At 55.1% G+C, this 18,625-nt stretch carries 15 protein-coding genes; 6 read left to right on the top strand and 9 right to left on the bottom strand.

Annotated elements, in window-relative coordinates:
• Position 1: 1 nt before the first annotated feature.
• Positions 2-1,579: a maltose ABC transporter permease MalF gene (gene malF, locus SERS4_RS0123115; protein WP_017894219.1), complete on the bottom strand. Its 1,578-nt coding sequence runs from the start codon at positions 1,577-1,579 to the stop codon at positions 2-4.
• Positions 1,580-1,642: 63 nt separating this feature from the next.
• A complete protein-coding gene (malE, locus tag SERS4_RS0123110; protein WP_017894218.1) occupies positions 1,643-2,836 on the bottom strand; it encodes a maltose/maltodextrin ABC transporter substrate-binding protein MalE in 1,194 nt (397 codons plus the stop codon).
• Positions 2,837-3,195: 359 nt separating this feature from the next.
• On the opposite strand from malE, the gene SERS4_RS27475 reads away from it, so the two are divergent.
• The 4 genes from SERS4_RS27475 to malM all read left to right on the top strand — a co-directional run bounded on the left by SERS4_RS27475 (position 3,196) and on the right by malM (position 7,607).
• Positions 3,196-4,167: an alpha-amylase family glycosyl hydrolase gene (locus SERS4_RS27475; RefSeq protein ID WP_012147165.1), complete on the top strand. Its 972-nt coding sequence runs from the start codon at positions 3,196-3,198 to the stop codon at positions 4,165-4,167.
• Complete coding sequence (gene malK, locus SERS4_RS0123100) at positions 4,160-5,269, top strand: maltose/maltodextrin ABC transporter ATP-binding protein MalK (RefSeq protein ID WP_012147164.1); 1,110 nt, start codon at positions 4,160-4,162, stop codon at positions 5,267-5,269. Before SERS4_RS27475 ends, malK begins: the two co-directional genes overlap by 8 nt.
• A 29-nt stretch (positions 5,270-5,298) precedes the next feature.
• Entirely contained in the window at positions 5,299-6,603 is a 1,305-nt protein-coding gene (locus tag SERS4_RS0123095; RefSeq protein ID WP_153858812.1) for a maltoporin, read from the top strand.
• A gap of 95 nt (positions 6,604-6,698) precedes the next feature.
• Complete coding sequence (gene malM / locus SERS4_RS0123090; protein WP_017894215.1) at positions 6,699-7,607, top strand: maltose operon protein MalM; 909 nt, start codon at positions 6,699-6,701, stop codon at positions 7,605-7,607.
• A 55-nt stretch (positions 7,608-7,662) separates the two neighbouring features.
• Here the strand turns inward: malM and SERS4_RS0123085 are convergent, their stop codons facing one another.
• Genes SERS4_RS0123085 through SERS4_RS0123075 form a run of 3 tightly spaced genes read right to left on the bottom strand, consistent with a single transcriptional unit; the run spans position 7,663 to position 11,075 of the window.
• Entirely contained in the window at positions 7,663-8,646 is a 984-nt protein-coding gene (locus tag SERS4_RS0123085; protein ID WP_017894214.1) for a nucleoside hydrolase, read from the bottom strand.
• A gap of 22 nt (positions 8,647-8,668) precedes the next feature.
• Complete coding sequence (locus SERS4_RS0123080; protein ID WP_017894213.1) at positions 8,669-9,670, bottom strand: LacI family DNA-binding transcriptional regulator; 1,002 nt, start codon at positions 9,668-9,670, stop codon at positions 8,669-8,671.
• 22 nt (positions 9,671-9,692) lie between these two features.
• Positions 9,693-11,075, bottom strand: a complete 1,383-nt coding sequence (locus tag SERS4_RS0123075; protein WP_017894212.1) for an MFS transporter — start codon at positions 11,073-11,075, stop codon at positions 9,693-9,695.
• Positions 11,076-11,467: 392 nt separating this feature from the next.
• Between SERS4_RS0123075 and ubiC the strand changes: the two genes are divergently transcribed.
• Together ubiC and ubiA are read left to right on the top strand one after the other, a co-directional pair.
• Positions 11,468-11,992, top strand: coding sequence for a chorismate lyase (ubiC, locus tag SERS4_RS0123070; RefSeq protein WP_017894211.1), 525 nt, complete (start codon positions 11,468-11,470; stop codon positions 11,990-11,992).
• A complete protein-coding gene (ubiA, locus tag SERS4_RS0123065; protein ID WP_017894210.1) occupies positions 11,989-12,882 on the top strand; it encodes a 4-hydroxybenzoate octaprenyltransferase in 894 nt (297 codons plus the stop codon). The genes ubiC and ubiA overlap by 4 nt, the downstream gene beginning before the upstream one ends.
• A gap of 110 nt (positions 12,883-12,992) precedes the next feature.
• Here the strand turns inward: ubiA and SERS4_RS0123060 are convergent, their stop codons facing one another.
• The 4 genes from SERS4_RS0123060 to plsB all read right to left on the bottom strand — a co-directional run bounded on the left by SERS4_RS0123060 (position 12,993) and on the right by plsB (position 18,527).
• Positions 12,993-13,439, bottom strand: coding sequence for an SgcJ/EcaC family oxidoreductase (locus SERS4_RS0123060; protein WP_017894209.1), 447 nt, complete (start codon positions 13,437-13,439; stop codon positions 12,993-12,995).
• Between the two features lie 60 nt (positions 13,440-13,499).
• Positions 13,500-14,054, bottom strand: a complete 555-nt coding sequence (locus tag SERS4_RS0123055) for an ankyrin repeat domain-containing protein (RefSeq protein ID WP_017894208.1) — start codon at positions 14,052-14,054, stop codon at positions 13,500-13,502.
• 57 nt (positions 14,055-14,111) lie between these two features.
• Positions 14,112-15,665 (bottom strand): catalase, encoded by a 1,554-nt coding sequence (locus SERS4_RS0123050; RefSeq protein ID WP_026142559.1) that lies wholly within the window; start codon positions 15,663-15,665, stop codon positions 14,112-14,114.
• A gap of 396 nt (positions 15,666-16,061) precedes the next feature.
• Positions 16,062-18,527, bottom strand: coding sequence for a glycerol-3-phosphate 1-O-acyltransferase PlsB (gene plsB / locus SERS4_RS0123045; RefSeq protein ID WP_026142558.1), 2,466 nt, complete (start codon positions 18,525-18,527; stop codon positions 16,062-16,064).
• Positions 18,528-18,625 lie beyond the last annotated feature (98 nt).

Here is an 18,625-nt window from a genome sequence, read left to right as displayed (position 1 = left end):
CCTAGTCGAAGTTCATCTTGCTGGCTTTCAGATTCAGGATCGCCAGGGCGCCCACCAGCAGGAAGATCAGCGTGGCAATCGCCGCCGCCAGCCCGAAGTCCTGTCCGCCGCCGCCTTCGAAGGCGATGCGGTAGGTGTAGCTGACCAGCAGGTCGGTATAACCGGCCGGCGTGGTGGTACCGATCATGTCCGGCCCGCCGTTGGTCAACAGTTGGATCAGCACGAAGTTATTAAAGTTGAAGGCGAAACTGGCGATCATCAGCGGCGTCAGCGGTTTAATCAGCAGCGGCAGAGTGATGCGGAAAAAGTTCTGCATCGGGGTGGCGCCGTCCATCGCCGAAGCCTCGTAAAGGTCGTCCGGGATCGCCTTCAGCAGCCCCATGCACAGGATCATCATGTACGGATAACCCAGCCAGGTATTGACGATCAAAATCATGCTTTTGGCGGTGACAGGGTCGCTGAACCAGGCCGGTTTGATACCAAACAGATGGCTGAGCATCATGTTGATTTCACCGAAGCTTTGGTTGAACAACCCCTTGAAAATCAGAATCGAAATAAACGACGGCACCGCGTAGGGCAGTATCAGCATCACGCGATAGATTGCTTTGCCTTTCAGCGCTTCCCACTGCACCACGCAGGCCAGCACCATGCCTACCGCCACGGTGAGGATCACGGTCATCACCGAGAACACGATGGTCCAGATGAAGATCGACACGAACGGCTTCTTGATGCCTTCGTCCTGCAACACACGCAGGAAGTTTTTCCCGCCAATGGTGACGGTATAGCCCGGACTTAGCGTTTCTTTGGCCCAGTTACCGTCGGCGTTCACCGCCTGATAAAAGCCAATCTCCGGGTTCGGCCGGTATTGAATATGGGTCTGTTGGTCGGTCAGCGCATTGCTGTCCTTATCCAGTGCGTAAAGTGGACTGGTACCGGAAAATTGGCGCAGGGAACTCATGCGCAGCTCACCGCCGTCCGGTAATTGTGCCACCAGTTGGCTCAGTGCCTGACGGTTTTGAGTGATCACCCGCAGCGTGGCGCGCTCGCCTGCCGGTTCGGCGCTTTCTTCGACCAGTTTTAGCGTTTGCGGTGCGTTGGCATCAAAGCTGAAAGGCTGGGAAATCAGCTGCTGGCCGTTGTCCGGGTGGGTTAACTGCAGACGCCAGCGTTGGTTTTCCACCGGATACAGGCCGAAGGTAAAGGTCTTGCCGGTCTGGAATTGACGTTGCATCAGCACCGACTGGGCGCGCTCAAAGGTGAGCTGATTGGTGCTGCTGTAGTTGGTAAAGGCGATGGCGATAGTGCAAATCAGCGGAAACAGGACAAACAGCCCCATGCCGGCGATGCCAGGGTAAACATAGCGCCAGGCATAAGCGCGGCGGTTAGCGAAGACGTAAAGCCCGGCGCTGACCAGAATCAGCGTCAGAATGGCAAACAGGTATTCACCCTGTGCATACATCAACACAATCAGATAGCAGGTAACCAGGCTGAACAGGCCGATAACCAGCCATTTCAGTATGTCACTCTGCCACCACTTCGACTTTTTGCGCGCAGGTGAACCGGCGTGAGCTAATTGCATAGGGCGTTCCTTTCTGTGAAGCCGCAGCGGGGTGCCTGTCTGCACCCCGCACAACATAGTGTGTTACTTGGTGATACGGGTCTGTACGTCATCCAGCGCGGCTTTCACCGTCTGGCGGCCGCTGACGGCGTTGATCACCGCACTGCGCTCGGCATACCAGAAGGCGCTCATCTGCGGGATATTCGGCATGATTTCGCCGTTCTGTGAGTTCTCCATGGTGGCGGCAATCTTCGGATCTTTCGCCAGTTGTTCCTGATAGGACTTCAGCGCTACAGCGCCCAGTGGTTTGTCCTTGTTGACGTCCGCCAGCCCTTCGTTGGTCAGCAGGTAGTTTTCCAGGAATTCGGTCGCCAGTTCTTTGTTCGGGCTGGCGGCATTGATCCCGGCGGTCAGTACGCCGACGAAAGGCTTGGAAGGCTTGCCTTTAAAGGTTGGCAGCAGGGTCACGCCGTAGTTGATTTTGCTTTGTTCGATGTTTGACCAGGCCCATGGGCCATTGATGGTGATCGCGGTCTGGCCTTTATTGAACGCGGCTTCGGCAATCGAGTAATCGGTATCGGCGTTGATGTGTTTGTTTTTCACCAAATCGACGATGAACTGCAGGCCTGCCTGTGAACCGGTATTGGCCACGCCTACGTCCTTGATGTTGTACTTGCCGTTCTCATACTTGAAGGCATAACCGCCGTCGGCAGCGATAATCGGCCAGGTGAAGTAGGGTTCTTGCAGGTTCCACATGATGGCGCTCTTGCCTTTGGCGCGCAGCTCTTTGTCCAGCGCCGGGATCTCTTCCCAGGTTTTTGGCGCCTGTTTGATCAGGTCTTTGTTATAAATCAGCGACAGCGCTTCCACCGCGATCGGGTAGCCGATCAGCTTGCCGTCGTAGCGCACCGCGTCCCAGGTGAATGGGAACAGTTTGTCCTGGAAGGCTTTCGAAGGATGGATTTCGGCCAGCAGGCCCGACTGCGCGTAGCCGCCAAAGCGGTCATGGGCCCAGAAGATAATATCCGGGCCGTCGCCGGTGGCGGCAACCTGTGGGTATTTCTCTTCCAGCTTATCCGGGTGCTCGATGGTGACTTTGATACCGGTGTCTTTCTCAAATTTTTTGCCGACCTCGGCCAGGCCGTTATAGCCCTTATCGCCGTTGATCCAGATAACCAGTTTCCCTTCCTCGATCTTGGCGAAGGCGGAAGAAGAAAGCACCAACGTGGTCAGAGCCGAAAGCACCAGTGTGCGGGCGGTGGTAAAGCTGCGAGTCATAATCCAATCCTTCTTTTTTATGGGCACGTTAATCAAGGAGAGAGGTTTCGCGGTAATAGTGGGTCACAAAGCGACACATTCTCATCCTCCCCCCCTCTACGCCCCATGCCTGCGTAGTGTGATCCAGTTAACATTGCTCTCTATTCTGTGGCGTCAGACACAAAATAGGGGGACGATTTTTGCCAGGCAGATCACAGATTTGTCTTAAGCGTGGAACTTCTCATCGCCGCGGTCGTTCCCTCATCCTCCCATCTCCTCCCCCATGAAAAATTCTGTTACGGATGATTACCCTTTGTGGGGTTTACCGCACTATCGGCCACATTGATTTTTATCGCCACGAGCAGCAGGGAACCGGATTTATGTCGCCAATGCCTACCGCCACTCAACCCACCCTGTATCGGATCCATCCGGTCAGTTTCCGTGATGGAAACGGGGATGGAGTGGGCGACACCCACGGCATGATTGCGGCCTTGCCCTACCTGAGCACGCTGTCGATTGACGGCCTGGTGTTGCCGCAGGCGTTGGCGGCCCAGGAGGAAGCGGCGGTCGTTGCCCAGGGGTTGGCCCTGTGGTACTGCGACGGGCCAAACCACATTCGTCGCGCTGCGGCACCGCAACAATATTTGCGCAGCCCACTGGCGCTGGAAGTGGTGCCCTTTAGCGTGGAGAGGCTGGTTGAGGTTTTGAATGCTCGCCGCACCACGTTGGCAGAAAGCCTGTGGAGCACCGGTGATGCTGACCAGCCTCGGGTGGTCAGCCACTGGGGGCAGGGTAACTTGCGCTCCGCCGATGCCTTTTTGACGCTGTTGGCGATGCTGCCCGCACCCATTTGCCTGTATCAGGGGGAAGAGCTGGGCTTGCCGCACGCGGCTGGTCTGCAGGATCCGCTCGGCGCGCAAACGCCGATGCCCTGGCATGAAGCCCCTGAGCAAGTGACCGCCGGTGAGATCCACTGGTATCAGCAGGTGGCGATTGAACATCGTGCGCTGGCCATCAGTCGCCAACAGTATGACAACCAATCCACCTTGCGTTACTGCCAGTCCTTGCTGGCGCTGCGCCGTTTAGCGGTGATCCAGCAGGGAGAACTGAGCGCGGTCAGCCAGAGTAATGGTGTCGTTAGATTACTTATTACCCATCAGGATCAATGCCTTGAAGCGCTGATTAACCTGCAGCCTTATACTCAGGCGGCCGCACCGTCTGAGGCGACCTTGCCACTGGCTTGGCAGCACGGTGCACAGCAAGAGGGTCATCAATGGGTTTTGGCGGGTTTTGCGTCCGCCATTTTTACACGAAATGTTAACTGCGAAAGCAGGGGAGTAACGCATGGCTAGCGTCACATTGCGCAGCGTTTATAAGGCTTTCGGCGAAACGGTGATTTCCAAAGACGTCAATCTGACGATCAATGACGGTGAGTTTGTGGTGTTTGTCGGGCCATCGGGCTGCGGTAAATCGACGCTGCTGCGCATGATCGCCGGGCTGGAGGATATAACCTCCGGTGAGCTGATGATCGGCGATAAACGTATGAATGAGGTGCCGCCGTCCGAGCGCGGCATCGGCATGGTATTCCAGTCTTACGCGCTGTATCCGCACCTGTCGGTGGCCGACAACATGTCGTTCGGCCTGAAGCTGGCCGGGGCTAAAAAAGCGGAAATCAATCAGCGGGTCAATCAGGTATCGGAAGTGCTGCAGCTGGCTCACCTGCTCGACCGACGGCCAAAAGCGCTGTCCGGCGGGCAGCGTCAGCGGGTGGCGATCGGCCGTACGCTGGTGGCAGAGCCGGACGTGTTCCTGCTCGATGAGCCGCTGTCCAACCTCGACGCCGCGCTACGGGTACAGATGCGCATTGAGATCTCCCGTCTGCACAAGCGTCTGCAGCGCACCATGATTTACGTCACCCACGATCAGGTTGAAGCGATGACGCTGGCCGACAAGATCGTGGTGCTGGATGCCGGGCGCGTCGCCCAGATCGGCAAGCCGTTGGAGCTGTACCACTATCCAGCCAACCGCTTTGTCGCCGGCTTTATCGGATCGCCGAAAATGAACTTCCTGCCGGTCAAAGTGACCGCCGTAGAGCCTCAACAGGTCCAGGTCGAACTGCCTAACAGTCAACTGGTGTGGTTACCGGTGGAAGGCACGCAGGTGCAGGCCGGCTCGAACATGTCACTGGGCATTCGCCCGGAGCATCTGTTGCCTGGTGATGCCTCTGAAGTTCGGCTGACCGGTGACGTACAGGTGGTGGAGCAACTCGGCAACGAGACGCAAATCCACATCCAAATCCCGGCAATTCGTCAAAACCTGGTTTACCGCCAGAACGACGTGGTGCTGGTAGAAGAAGGTGCAACATTCGCCATCGGCCTGCCGCCTCACCGCTGCCATCTGTTCCGTGAAGACGGTACGGCATGTAAACGGCTGCACCAGGAGCCGGGCGTTTAAAGCATCACAGTCTGTATAACAGGAGAATAATGATGACTACTCTGCGCAAACTTCCTCTGGCACTGGCAATCGCCGCTGGTGTTCTCACCACTCAGGCCATGGCCCTTGATTTTAAAGGCTATGCCCGTTCCGGCATCGGCTGGACCGGCAGTGGCGGTGAGCAACAGTGCTTCAAGGCCACCGGCGCCGACAGCAAATACCGTCTCGGTAACGAATGTGAAACCTACGCCGAACTGAAGCTGGGTCAGGAAGTGTGGAAAGAGGGCGACAAAAGCTTCTACTTCGATACCAACCTGGCTTACTCGGTTTCACAACGTTCCGACTGGGAAGACGTGACGCCAGGCTTCCGTGAAGTGAACGTGCAGGGTAAAAACCTGATCGAATGGCTGCCGGGGGCCAATATGTGGGCCGGTAAGCGCTTCTATCAGCGTCATGATGTTCACATGATTGACTTCTACTACTGGGATATCTCAGGTCCGGGTGCCGGTCTGGAAAATATCGATCTGGGCTTCGGCAAGCTGTCTGCTGCCGTGACCCGCAACTCCGAATCCGGCGGTTCTTACGGTTATCTGGATAATGAACTGGACCAACGTCCGACCGTCAACGACACCTTCGACGTGCGTCTGGCCGGTCTGGAATTGAACCCGGGCGGTACCCTGGAGCTGGGTCTGGACTACGGTCGGGCTAACGCGCAGGACGGCTACAGCCTGGCCGATGGCGCCAGCAAAGACGGCTGGTTGGTGACTGCGGAACATACCCAGAGCATCCTGACCGGCTACAACAAGTTCGTGCTGCAATACGCCACTGACTCAATGACCTCGCAGAACAACGGCCGTAGCCAGGGGTCAACCATCGACAACAACGGCAAGATGATCCGCGTGCTGGATCACGGTGCCATCGACTTCAACGATCAATGGGCGATGATGTATGTCGCCATGTTCCAGGACATCGATCGCGACAACAACAACGGCAGCACCTGGTACACCGTGGGCGTGCGCCCAATGTACAAATGGACGCCTATCATGAGCACCCTGCTGGAAGCCGGTTACGACAACGTGAAATCCCAGCGCACTGGCGATCGCAACGGCCAGTACAAGGTCACCCTGGCGCAACAGTGGCAGGCGGGCAACAGTATCTGGTCACGTCCGGCTATCCGCGTATTTGCGACCTACGCCAAGTGGGATGAGAAATGGGGCTACGCGACTTCCAGCGACGCAGAGGGCAATCCAGGTCTGAAAGCCGGCACCGCGTATAACGACACCAGCATGCACACCTTCAGCCGTGGCAATGACGATGAAGTCACCTTCGGCGCCCAGATGGAAATCTGGTGGTAATGAGATAACGGGGAGAGCCAGGTGCTCTCCCCAACCTGTATTCGCCGACATCGTCTCTCTTGCCTGAGCCGCGTCGGTTACCTTGGGGTATAACAATGAAAAAGAATCTGCTGTCTCTATGCCTGTCACTGGCTCTTACCGTTGGTGCACCACTGGTGGCCAATGCCGATACGCCGGCCAATGTATCCATCGCTCCTGCTATTAGTTCCAGCACGCTGCAAAGCCTGCCATGGCAACCGCTGGTGCCACCGGTCAGCCAGAATGTGAAACTGGATAATGTCAGCCCGCAAATTAATCAGGGTGACATTCAGGGCGCTATCGCCGCCTATACGCTGCCGGCCGATCGCGGTTCGCTGGAAGTCACACTGAGCAGCATCAGCAAGAACAACTCAATTTATGCACCTAGCGTCTTGGTGCTGGATGAACACCTGCGTCCGGCGGCCTATTATCCGAGCAGCTATTTCCCTTATCAGCCACCGGGTGCGATGTCATCCGATCGCCTTGAGGGCACGTTGAAACTGACGCCGGCACTGGGCCAAAAGCAGATTTATTTGCTGGTGTATACCACCCGTCAGGATCTGGCGAAAACCACTCAATTGACTAACCCGGCGAAGGCTTATGCGCAGGGCGTGGGTAACGCGGTACCGGATATTCCGGATCCGATCGCCAGCCACAGCACCAGCGGGACCATCAAACTGAAAGTTACGGCCGAACAGGGCAGCGGCAATATCATGATTGGCATGCTGCAACCGGCACCGGCGGCGGCACCAGTGGTGGTGGGATCAACCGCGGCGGTTGCTGCAGCACCGACTCCGGCACCGGCTCCAACCAAACCGGCGGAACCGATGTTGAATGACACCGAAAGTTACTTTAACAACGGCATCAAACAGGCAGTGAAGGCGGGGGATATCGATAAAGCGCTGAAACTGATGAATGAGGCTGAAAAACTGGGTTCTACCACAGCGCGTGAAACGTTTATTGGCAGCGTGAAAGGCAAGGGGTAGTACCCGACGCTGCCGATGCTGGCTTGATGATTGGTGCGCCCCGGCGCACCTTTTTTCATTCGTCGGCCAGTGTTTCACCGATCAACGCCAGCAGGCGCGCATTGTCCACCTGCTGCATTATCCGCACCGGTCGACCTTCGGCTTCCGGCATGCCGACCGTCAGGCGCAGACTTTCCGGTCGCCAGCGACGGGAGCTGCCGCGCGTTATGGCTCCTTCCAGCGCCACGTCGACAAAATATTCCTCCGTGGTGACCAACTGCGGTTCCAGCAGCCAGGCAATCACCAGTGCATCATGGATCCAGCAGCCCGGCAGATGGCGGGTATGGCGGGAGTAGTCGATCCAGGGCTGAGTGGTGGTTCGCAGGTAGCGGCACAGCGGCGTATCCGGCTGGGTCATTTGGGCAAGATCGGCCTGAGTCAGCATGGTTTGCGTGGTGACATCCAGCGGGGCGAGCGTGATATTGGCACCGCTGGTCAGCACCTGCCTGGCCGCTTCCGGATCCAGGCCGAAATTGGTGTCCTTGATGTAACCCTCGACGTTGAACACCCCACCCATAATCACGATTTCCTTCACCGCCTGCGCCATCTGCGGGTACAACTGCAAGGTATGGGCGACGTTGGTCAGCGGGCCGATTGCTGCCAGGGTGATCTCGCCGGGGTGATTGCAGATCAACTCGCCGATCGCTACGGCGGCGTTGGGGGTGGGTATTGTGGCGGCTTGGGGATAAGGCGTATTACGCCACAGGGTGGCTAGCTGCGGATCGGTAATCGCCCGATCCAGATGGGTGCGCCAGGGTTCTGGCGCTTCGCTCAATGCTCGCGTTGCGCCAGCCACCACCGGCACCTGATAACCGGTTTGCTGCAACAAATGGCTGGCGACGGCAAAACCGACGTCGCGCGGCGTATTGCCGGCCACGATGCTGATCAGCTCCAGTGAGAGCTGAGGTTTGGCCGCCAGCGCCAGCGCCAGAGCCAGCCCGTCGTCAACGTTGGCGCCGGGAATGCCGTTGCCGGGATCGCAATCAATAATCAAACGCATAGCAGTTACCTGAATCAATAAACTAGCAGCCGCACGATCGGCGGATATGCAGCTGGAAGGCGAATTCGTGCAGTTCTGGCTGCGCGGTACCGGTGGCCAACATGGCGATGGCCTGCCTGGCCATGGCGTCGATCGGTTGTTCGACCGCGCTGAGCGGCGGCACGCTGAATTCGGACTGTTGGGTGCCGTTAAAGCAAATGATAGCCAAATCGTCCGGCACGCGCAGTTGATGTTCCGCCAGCGCTGACAGACAGCCGAGTGCCTGTTGTTCGTTGGAGGTGAATATGGCGCGTGGGCGGGGGCCTTGCAGCATTTTCTGGCTGGCCTGATAGCCGCCCTGTCGGGTATAGGGGGCTTCAAAAATCCATTCTTCACGCGGCGTAATACCCGCCTCAATCAGCGCGTCACGCCAGCCGTTAAGGCGATCTTGTGCGTTGAGCATGGTCAGCGGGCCAACAAAAATGCCGAGCTCCCGGTAGCCGTGCTGCAACAGATGGCGTGTGGCCTGGCAGGCGGCGTCGCGTTCATTAACGCGGATGGCGCTGATACCGGCATGGCTGTCGATGGTATCTATCATCACGCAGGGGGTGCCGGAATTGCGGATCAGATCAAACCAGGGATGACGATCGACGCTGGTATACAGCAGCCCGTCAACCTGACGGCGCAGCAGGTGGTTAATCAGGTCGTGCTCGTGCTGCCGGTCGTCGCCGGCGTCCCCCAACAGCAGCACGCGGCCATGGTTGAAGGCTTCACGCTGCAGTGCCCGTGCCATTGTGGCAAAAAACGGGTTGGAAATATCGGGAACCACCAATCCATAAGTCAGTGTATTGCCCGAAGCCAGCGCCCTGGCGATGTCGTTCGGCCGGTAACCGGTTTGCTCGATCGCCGCCAGCACCCGCAAACGGGTAGCTTCTGCCACCGGGCGCGGACCGTTATTGATCACATAGCTGACTACCGCGACCGAAGTGCCCGCTACGCGGGCGACGTCGGCGCGGGTGATACGCCGCGCGGATTGATTATCCAAGTTGGGTTCCTGTACGCCCTGATTACACCGCGTCCTGCGGCAGGTTAAGGTCGCGGCCACGGGTTTCCGGTGCAAAGAAGGTGGTGATTAAGCCAATGCCTGCCATTACAACAAAATAGCAGGCAACAGGCCACCAGTGACCGAAACCGGCCAGCAGCGCGGTAGCGATCAGCGGTGCGGTCCCACCGGAGAGGATCGACCCCAGTTCCTTGGCGAAAGCCATTTTTGAGTAGCGGTTTTTGACGCCGAACAGTTCCACTCCATAGGCCGCCTGCACGCCAAAAATGCCCAAAGATGCGATACACATGCCGATCACAATCACCGAAATCACTATCGCCGGCTCACGGCTGTCGAGCAGCCAGAAGGCCGGGAAGGCGTACAGCACCAGCAGCAGACAGAACCAGCGGTAAGTGACGCGGCGGCCGAAGCGGTCGGAAAGCCAACCCGCCAGCGGGATCACCAGGAAACCGCACAGCGAGGCGATCATTACCGCCAACGCCGGCACCGATTTATCCACCATCAGCACCTTGGCAACGTAACCTACGATAAAACCCTGACACAGATAGGACGGGCCATTCTCACCAATACGCAGGCCGAGCATGATCCAGAAGGCTTTGGTGCGCTGCAGGTAGCTGCGGTTATCCGCTGCCACGGGAGCATTGTCCAGCATGCGCTGACGGTTTTGTTGCAGTTCGCGTTCAAATACCGGGGTTTCACGCACGTGACGGCGCAGGTACAGAGCGCCCCCGGCGATCAGGATGCTGGCGAGGAACGGAATGCGCCAGCCCCAGGCGATCAGATCGGCCTTGTCCAATTGCAACACCAGCAACCAGACCAGCGAGGCTAACAGAGTACCGCTGTTGGAGCCGATCGCAATGATCGAAGCGACCAGGCCACGGCGTTTGGCCGGTGCGTATTCTGCCAGCATCACCGCGCCTCCGGACAGCTCTGCCCCGGCACCGAAGCCCTGGGCAAAACGCAGGATCACCAGACAGGTGGGGGCCCAGACGCCGATTTGGGCGTAAGAAGGGATCAGCCCGATCAAGGTGGTAGAGACGCCCATCAATGCTACCGTGGTGAGCAGCACCACGCGGCGGCCCTTACGATCGCCAATCCAGCCGAAAACCAACGCGCCGATAGGGCGAGCAATAAAACCGACGGAGTAGGTGGCAAAGCTGGCCAGCAACGCCACCATTGGAGTGGCTTCGGGGAAGAACACGTCGCCGAACACCATGCCGGCCGCCAGGCCATACAGGGCAAAATCGACATACTCCATTGCCGTACCGAGCCAGCACGAGAAAGTGGCGCGCCAGAATTGGCCGCGCCCTTCTTTGGTGGTCAGGCGTTCGTCGGCCGCCAGCGTATCGCCGGCGGCCTGCTGGTGTGCAAGCGTTGTTTCGCTCATGGCATTGATATCCTCTTTTCGTCTGCGCCATAAATGGCGCCGTTAAAGATGGTTTCCCTGGTGTCTGCAAGAAGGTTTGCTGACAAAGTTTTGGACTGATGGCGATTCAACGCTGCAGTAACAAGGGTATCTACGCGCGTAGATAAAACAATGCTGCAGGAGTGAAATTTTGCTGGAGATCACATAATCCCCACCGCGCCGGGGAATGAAGGTAAAGAAAACAGATGGCAGAAAGATGACAAGGCGGTGCTTTTAAGGCGCGAAGTTTTGCTGTGCGGCACCCCTCGAATCAGCCTGCCGCTTTTGAATTTCTGCGTTACAATGGGCGCCTGTGAACAGTTTGTCTGGTCTGGCGCGGCCGCAGGGCGCGGCGTCAGGCATGGAGTAGAACAATGTCAGGCAACAGGGATTCGATCCTACCGCCGCTGGAGTGGTTATCCGCGCAACATCCTCCGGCACCCGCCGCCGTCAGCGATTGGCTGATGGAACCAGGTTCCATGACGCGGCGCTTTGAACGCCACTGTGGGCGGGTGCACGTCGAACCACAGCGCGAATGTTTTGTTACCCGCGACCAACTGGGGGAAGAGGCAGAACACCTGCCGGACAGTCCGCGCTATTGGCTGCGTGAAGTTGTGTTGTTGGGCGATAACCAGCCCTGGCTATTAGGGCGTACGGTGATCCCGTTGGAAACTCTGACCGGCCCTGATCTGGCGCTGGTGGATTTGGGTACCTTGCCACTGGGCCGCTATCTGTTCAGCAGCGATGAACTGACTCGCGATTACATTCATATTGGACGGCAAGATGAACTGTGGGCGCGCCGTTCCCGCCTGCGGCTGGCGGGTAAGCCGCTGTTGCTGACCGAACTGTTTTTACCGGCTTCGCCGCTGTACGCGACAGGAAGTTCGGTTCCCGAATGATGAGGAGAGAAAAAACCTTGGAAGGAAGCGTGAATCAAAGCAAATGGCAGGCTTATAGCCATCTGATGCGCATTAATAAACCCATTGGCACCTTGCTGTTGCTGTGGCCGACGCTGTGGGCACTGTGGCTGGCGGGCAAGGGCGTGCCGTCGCTGTCTATCCTGGTGGTGTTTGTGGTTGGGGTCTTCCTGATGCGTGCCGCCGGTTGTGTCGTGAATGATTACGCCGATCGCGCTGTCGATGGCCACGTGAAACGCACTGCCGCTCGTCCGATGCCGAGTGGCCGGGTGAGCGAGAAAGAGGCCAAGGTACTGTTTGTGGTGTTGGTGCTTGTCTCGTTCGGACTGGTGCTGACGCTCAATGCGATGACCATCTGGCTGTCGCTGGCGGCGCTGGCGCTGGCGTGGGCCTATCCGTTTATGAAACGGGTCACTCACCTGCCGCAGTTTGTTCTTGGCGCGGCGTTTGGCTGGGGGATCCCGATGGCCTATGCCGCCGTCAGTGAATCCTTGCCACTGAGCTGCTGGCTGTTGCTGCTGGCCAATATTTGCTGGACGGTGGCTTACGACACCTTATATGCGATGGTTGACCGTGACGATGACCTGAAAATTGGCATTAAATCTACGGCCATTTTGTTTGGTCGTTACGACAAGTTGATCGTCGGTTTGCTGCAGTTCGCCACGCTGCTGCTGATGTTGTGGGTAGGTTATCTGACGCAGATGAGCGGGGCCTTTTACTGGTCGCTGTTACTGGCGGGCGCCTTGTTTATCCATCAGCAAAAACAGATTGCCAGCCGTGAGCGTGATGCCTGCTTCAAAGCGTTCATGGATAACAATTATGTCGGGCTGGTGTTGTTTATCGGTATTGCACTGAGTTACTGGCAAAGTTAAGGGATTGCTGGCATGTTGCACATTGGGGAAATTGCCTAATGGCAGCATGCCTGATTTAAGGTTTTCGTCGTTCAGTTTGCCATAGTTGGCAACAGTTATCCGTTCAAGTATCAGCCCTGAGGCATAGTGGAAGAATGATGAGTGGAAATTTTCCACTCTTTACCGTTCCAAGCGTAGGTGAAGGTATAGCGAGCGGAGACAGACGATTTGTCGGCAAAAGTAAATGTATAAGTTCCTACATCTATGGCTGTATTACAGTCAATACGGATGGTCCGTTGGTCAATCTTGCCCACAGGTTTTTTTTCCAGGAAGTGTTCAAAATAATCTACTCGCTCCGTTTCAGTTAAACGCACCTTATTGGATACAGTAGGGAGCAAGACGGCATCACTCAGATAGTTATCTGCAACCTTTTTCGCATCTCCGGTTTGTAAGGACTGGTTCCATTTATCAAATAAACTTTCAATTGTAGCATTATCAACTTTAACACAGGTGGGAGCGGCAAGAACCGAGGAGGATACAAACAACCATGCGGCTATAATTCCAAATGGTATTTTCATGTTAATACCTTTTCTGTCGAAGTGATTTATTAATGGTAATAAATAACATATAGGGTGGTTTTAGTGTGCGACGAGAATTTCTCCATCAGCAAGGGTTGCAACACTGTTCCCTTGATGGTCAACAGTTTGAGTGTTGGCACCTTTTGCTATTAATGCCTGTAGCAACTCCTTGCGCTGAAATAATGACGCATACATTGCTGCGGTTTGTCCTGCATTATTTCGTATATCCGGTGAGCATTTTGCATCAATCAGACGGGTTGCCACTTTAATCTCCCCTTTAAAAATTGCACCCATAAGTGCACTGTTTCCCCGTTTGTCACGTTGACAGGGGTCTGCTCCCGCTTCAATTAATAATTTTACTGTACTGTCGTGCCCGTGATAGGCAGCAAGAATAATTGCACTATATCCCCGTTCATCTGCCACATTGAGATTGTATTTCCCTGAAATTAACATCTTGATCTGGTCATCATTACCATTTCGTGATGCCTCCCAGAGATAGTTATTCAGTTTTTCTTTGACTTGGTCATCCTGTATAGACGAAACATTTATTGCCAGTACGGAACCAGAGTAAATAAACAGAATGATAAATCCTATCAGCGATTTTATCGAAGCCATGTGACTTTCCCTCAATATCCCCCCGGCCAGAATGTCTCCGGTAGGGGGGATCCTTAGTTAATCAACCAGTTTAGCGGCAAGTTGCTGTACCTTGGCCATATTACCTTTTGCTACGACCGTCAGACGAGTTCCATACTCTGTGTCGGCTTTATAAAAGTAAGAAAGCATAATGTTTTTACTTTCTTCGTCTGTAATGGCCAGTGCCGATCCCAGGCTACCAATTAAATCGTCTTGTTCTTTTTTACTGTAGGAGCGGTAAAGCTCACCGGTCTGTTTAAAGTTTTGCTCACGCTGGATTTTGCTTTGCTGGGTCGTGCCTTCTACTGGCAAATTACTGTAACGTGCTGAGGCCAGCTCTTCACGAGGATAGCGCCGGCTTGGCTGATAGTTAACCCCTTGGTCCTGCGTGCTTTCAGCATTAAGGCTTCCGTCCTGACTACCATTATTCACTGTGGTATGTGCACGGTTAACTGGAAGGTTAAAACCATTGGTGCCTATACGATACATTTGAGTATCCGCGTAGGCAAAAAGCCGCCCCTGCAGGAGTTTGTCTTCCGAAGGTTCGATGCCGGGTACCAAATTTGACGGAGCCATCGCCACCTGTTCAGTTTGCTGGAAAACGTTATTGGGGTTTTTATCCAAAACCAATTGACCAATTTTTTGCTCTGGAACATCTGGCCAAATCTTGGTTGCATCAAGCGGATCAAAATCAAATTTCTTAAGATCCTCTGGTTTTAACACCTGGATATAGAGATCCCACTTTGGAAAATCTCGGCGGTCAATCGCTGAAACCAAATCATGTGTCAGATGGCTGTAATCTTTCCCTTGTACGGCTTCTACCTGCTGCGGGTCCAGGTTCTTGATCCCTTGTAATGTTTTCCAATGGAACTTCACATAGTGAATTTCACCGCGAGCGTTAACAAATTTATAAGCATGAACGCTATTGCCATCCATGTTGCGGTAGCTGGCGGGGGTCCCTTCGTTAGAATAGAGCAGGGTTAGAGTGCGAATCGCTTCCGGGACATGGGAGAAAAAATCAAAGCGGCGCGAATCATCATCAAGGTTAGTGCGAGGATCAGGCTTAAATGCATGAACCATATCGGGGAACTTGATTGCATCGCGGATGAAGAACGTTGGGAAGTTATTGCCTACGAGATCCCAGTTCCCCTCTTTTGTATAAAACTTGGTAGCGAAACCATGCGGGTCGCGCAAGGTTTCCGGTGAGTGGTTACCATGGACGACACTGGAGAAACGTACAAAAACAGGCGTCTTTTCCCCCTTATGAAAAACGCCAGCCTTAGTCAAAGCGGTAATATCTGTTGTGCTCGTAAATGAGCCGAATGCACCAGTCCCTCGGGCGTGCACGACGCGTTCGGGTATACGTTCGCGATCGAAACGCTGTAATTTTTGTAGTAACTGGACATCTTGCAATAGCACGGGGCCGGAAGCACCTGCTGTCTGAGAGTTTTGATTATCCCCCACAGGGGCACCATTATCCCGGGTCAGCGTATCGGCTAGCAATGATGAACTGACCGACATTGCCGTTAATGCAATTAAAAGCGGAGTGGATTTTTTAGAGAGATACCAGGTATTACCATTAGTTTTGCACATGACTTCCTCTTCTTCAGTGAAAAAAGCATCCTTGATACATGGAAAATATATTTATTTTATTTTTTCTAGTAATTAAAATGTGTTTTATTAAACATTACGATAGTCAAAGTATGACTATTTTATTTCATCATCGGGCTGGCTATTAAGAATGGATATTACTTGTAAAAGAAAGAAATGATGAACTCGTTGATACTATTAGTGCGATAGGTATGCTCTTACAAAATGAGCCCCCATGGATTGATGACACTGAGGGTTAAATTTATAATGTGGGGTTAGTTTGGAAAATGGGGGTATCGAGATACGAAATGACAGAAATACCTGCTCGTGAATGCAATACTAAGATAAATTGTGAAAAAAAAAGCACCCGAGGGTGCCTTTTTGTTTTGTATCAATGGATTAGTCTTCTTTCTCTTCCGTTGCGACCGTTTCCGGCAACGCGTTGGTTTCCGCCGGCATACTGACGCTCTCAATGGTCAGCTTGATTTCCGGGGTAATCAAATCGCTCAGCATGTTGTAGACCTCCATGGTGTGCTCACGGACCGCATCGCCGATGTCATTGATGTAGCCTTCTGCACGCAGCGTCGCCACCAGGGTGGAGAACACCGCCTTGTCGAAGAACTCCGGCGCGTTGATGCCATGCAGCACCGACAGACGCTGGGCCATAATACGGCTCTCTTTCTCCAATGCCCCACGGTTGATGCTTGGATTGGCACTGAGGATCGACATGGTGATGGCATAGCGCTGCAGCGTTTCGCGGACACCGGCGGCCAACAACTGCAATGGACGGATGCGTGCCGGATTCAACACCAGATCGTCACCCTTATCGCAGATCAGTTGCTGGCGGATCATTTCGTCGATCAGTGGCCGTAGCACTTCCGGCAGTTGTTCCTTGTCGTTATGCAGGAACAGTTCAGCTTTCAGCATCGGGTAAATCAGGCCAATCTGCCTTAGCAGTTCAGCGCGCGATACCCGGCGGTGATGCATCACGATAGTGGCGATCAGCGATGGCAGAACCAACAGGTGATGGATATTGTTACGGTAATAGGTCATCAACACCGCCTGCTCGCGCGGCAGGATGATGATATCGCCGATGTTATCCTTCTCCACCTCGAACTTGTTCATGTTCAGCGCGTGATCCAGCAGCTCATCCGGCGTCTGGGTTGGTACGGTAACGTCGCCGGCATAAGGCACATTGCGCATCAGTTGCAGGTAGCATTCCAACTGCTCAAGCAACTGCTCGCGGGTCAGCGAGCGTTGGCGTGAGGCCAGCAGCGCCGTGGAACACAGGTTCATGGCGTTGGCGGCGGCGGCATTGTTGATGCGCACCATAATCTTGGCCGCCAAATCGTTGACCGTCGGCGTTAACCAGCTTGGGCGCTGGGCTTCGATCGGGTCAATGGATTCTCGCCACTGTGGCACATTCTGGTTCAGGTAAGCGGTCAACGGCAGTGGGTCACCAAAGTTGACGTAACCCTGGCCGAGATTGCGCAGCTTGCGCAGGCCGCGCAGCATCTGCAACAGGCTCTCTTTTTCCTTGGTCGCGCCACGCAACTCTTTGGCGTAGGTACCCACTTCCATCACGTGTTCGTAACCGATGTAAATCGGCACCAGTGTGATAGGACGGCTACCGCCGCGCAGCATCGCCTGAATGGTCATCGACAGGGTGCCGGTCTTCGGCTCCAGTAATCGTCCGGTACGGGAACGGCCACCTTCAACAAAGTATTCCACCGAGTAACCGCGGGTAAACAGCTCGCCGAGGTATTCACGGAATACCGTCGAGTACAGCTTGTTGCCTTTGAAAGTGCGGCGGATAAAGAAAGCGCCCAGGCGACGGAAGATCGGCCCGGCCGGCCAGAAGTTGAGATTGATACCGGCAGCAATATGCGGTGGCACCAGACCCTGGTGATACAGCACGTAGGACAGCAGAAGGTAGTCCATGTGGCTGCGGTGGCAGGGTACATAAACAATCTCGTGGCCGTCCTGCGCCAACTGACGCACGCGTTCGGCGTTAGTGACGTTGATACCCTGATACAGTCGGTTCCAGGTCCAGCTCAGAACGCGATCGGAAAGGCGCACCGTCTCGTAAGAGAAGTCGGCGGCGATCTCTTCCATCAGCGCAATGGCATTCTGCTGGGCTTTTTCGTGGGAAATCTTCTTGCTGCGCGCTTCGTCCTCGACCGCTTTTTCGATCGCTTTGGACGCCAACAGCTTGTTGAACAGGTCCTGACGGGCCGGCAGGCTTGGGCCGACGGCGGCCAGACGCTGACGCGAGAAGTGCATGCGCGCTACGCGAGCCAGTTTCTGCGCAATGATTTTGTCCGTACCGTGCTCGGTGGCCATGCGGCGCAGCGAAACGGTATTGGAAAAACGGACAAAGCTGTCGCGGCCGAGCCACAGCACGGCGAAGAATTTCTGCACGCCGTTCAGCAGACGCAGATGCGGAGTACCTTGACCTTCGCGCCCCGGAGAGCGGCCAAACATCACCGAAACCGGCAGCATCTGAATGTCGAGATCCGGATTGCTGCGATGCAGGTCCAGATAGTCGTGGAACAGTTTTACCGACTCTTCTTTCGGCGTGTAGTAGCGGAATACGCGCGGGCCGTCGTGAATAAACACGTGGCTTGGCAGCACGGTGCCGTCTATCTCCAGCGGATTGAGGGGGTCGGGCAGATCTTGCGCCAGGCACTGGGTGCGCAGCGTCAGCAAATCCGCCTTGGAATTATAAGGTAAAACATACAAAATCGGCCGTGAGGGATCCAACCCTAATTCCGTGACCGGATCTGAAGGGATAACCTTACTTCTTACCAACAGTTTGAGTGGTAAATTCAATAGTTTATAATAAATTTTACGCCAACCTGACATAACAACGTGAAGCCTCTTGTTAGCAATGCGCCGCAAGCATACCAGAAACCGGGTAGCAGATCTGTGGTGTTGGAAAACCGAGAGCCGGGAGAGTTTCC

The organism is Serratia sp. S4 (assembly GCF_000347995.1).
Taxonomy (GTDB): Bacteria; Pseudomonadota; Gammaproteobacteria; order Enterobacterales; family Enterobacteriaceae; genus Serratia; species Serratia quinivorans.
This window is presented reverse-complemented; position numbering and strand designations above follow the sequence as displayed.

Coding starts and splice junctions, on each gene's coding strand:
- SERS4_RS27475 (WP_012147165.1), top strand. CDS start 3,196: ATGTCGCCAATGCCTACCGCCACTCAACCCACCCTGTATCGGATCCAT.
- SERS4_RS0123055 (WP_017894208.1), bottom strand. CDS start 14,054: ATGGCTTCGATAAAATCGCTGATAGGATTTATCATTCTGTTTATTTAC.
- malM (WP_017894215.1), top strand. CDS start 6,699: ATGAAAAAGAATCTGCTGTCTCTATGCCTGTCACTGGCTCTTACCGTT.
- plsB (WP_026142558.1), bottom strand. CDS start 18,527: ATGTCAGGTTGGCGTAAAATTTATTATAAACTATTGAATTTACCACTC.
- malK (WP_012147164.1), top strand. CDS start 4,160: ATGGCTAGCGTCACATTGCGCAGCGTTTATAAGGCTTTCGGCGAAACG.
- ubiC (WP_017894211.1), top strand. CDS start 11,468: ATGTCAGGCAACAGGGATTCGATCCTACCGCCGCTGGAGTGGTTATCC.
- malF (WP_017894219.1), bottom strand. CDS start 1,579: ATGCAATTAGCTCACGCCGGTTCACCTGCGCGCAAAAAGTCGAAGTGG.
- SERS4_RS0123050 (WP_026142559.1), bottom strand. CDS start 15,665: ATGTGCAAAACTAATGGTAATACCTGGTATCTCTCTAAAAAATCCACT.
- SERS4_RS0123075 (WP_017894212.1), bottom strand. CDS start 11,075: ATGAGCGAAACAACGCTTGCACACCAGCAGGCCGCCGGCGATACGCTG.
- SERS4_RS0123085 (WP_017894214.1), bottom strand. CDS start 8,646: ATGCGTTTGATTATTGATTGCGATCCCGGCAACGGCATTCCCGGCGCC.
- SERS4_RS0123095 (WP_153858812.1), top strand. CDS start 5,299: ATGATGACTACTCTGCGCAAACTTCCTCTGGCACTGGCAATCGCCGCT.
- SERS4_RS0123060 (WP_017894209.1), bottom strand. CDS start 13,439: ATGAAAATACCATTTGGAATTATAGCCGCATGGTTGTTTGTATCCTCC.
- ubiA (WP_017894210.1), top strand. CDS start 11,989: ATGATGAGGAGAGAAAAAACCTTGGAAGGAAGCGTGAATCAAAGCAAA.
- malE (WP_017894218.1), bottom strand. CDS start 2,836: ATGACTCGCAGCTTTACCACCGCCCGCACACTGGTGCTTTCGGCTCTG.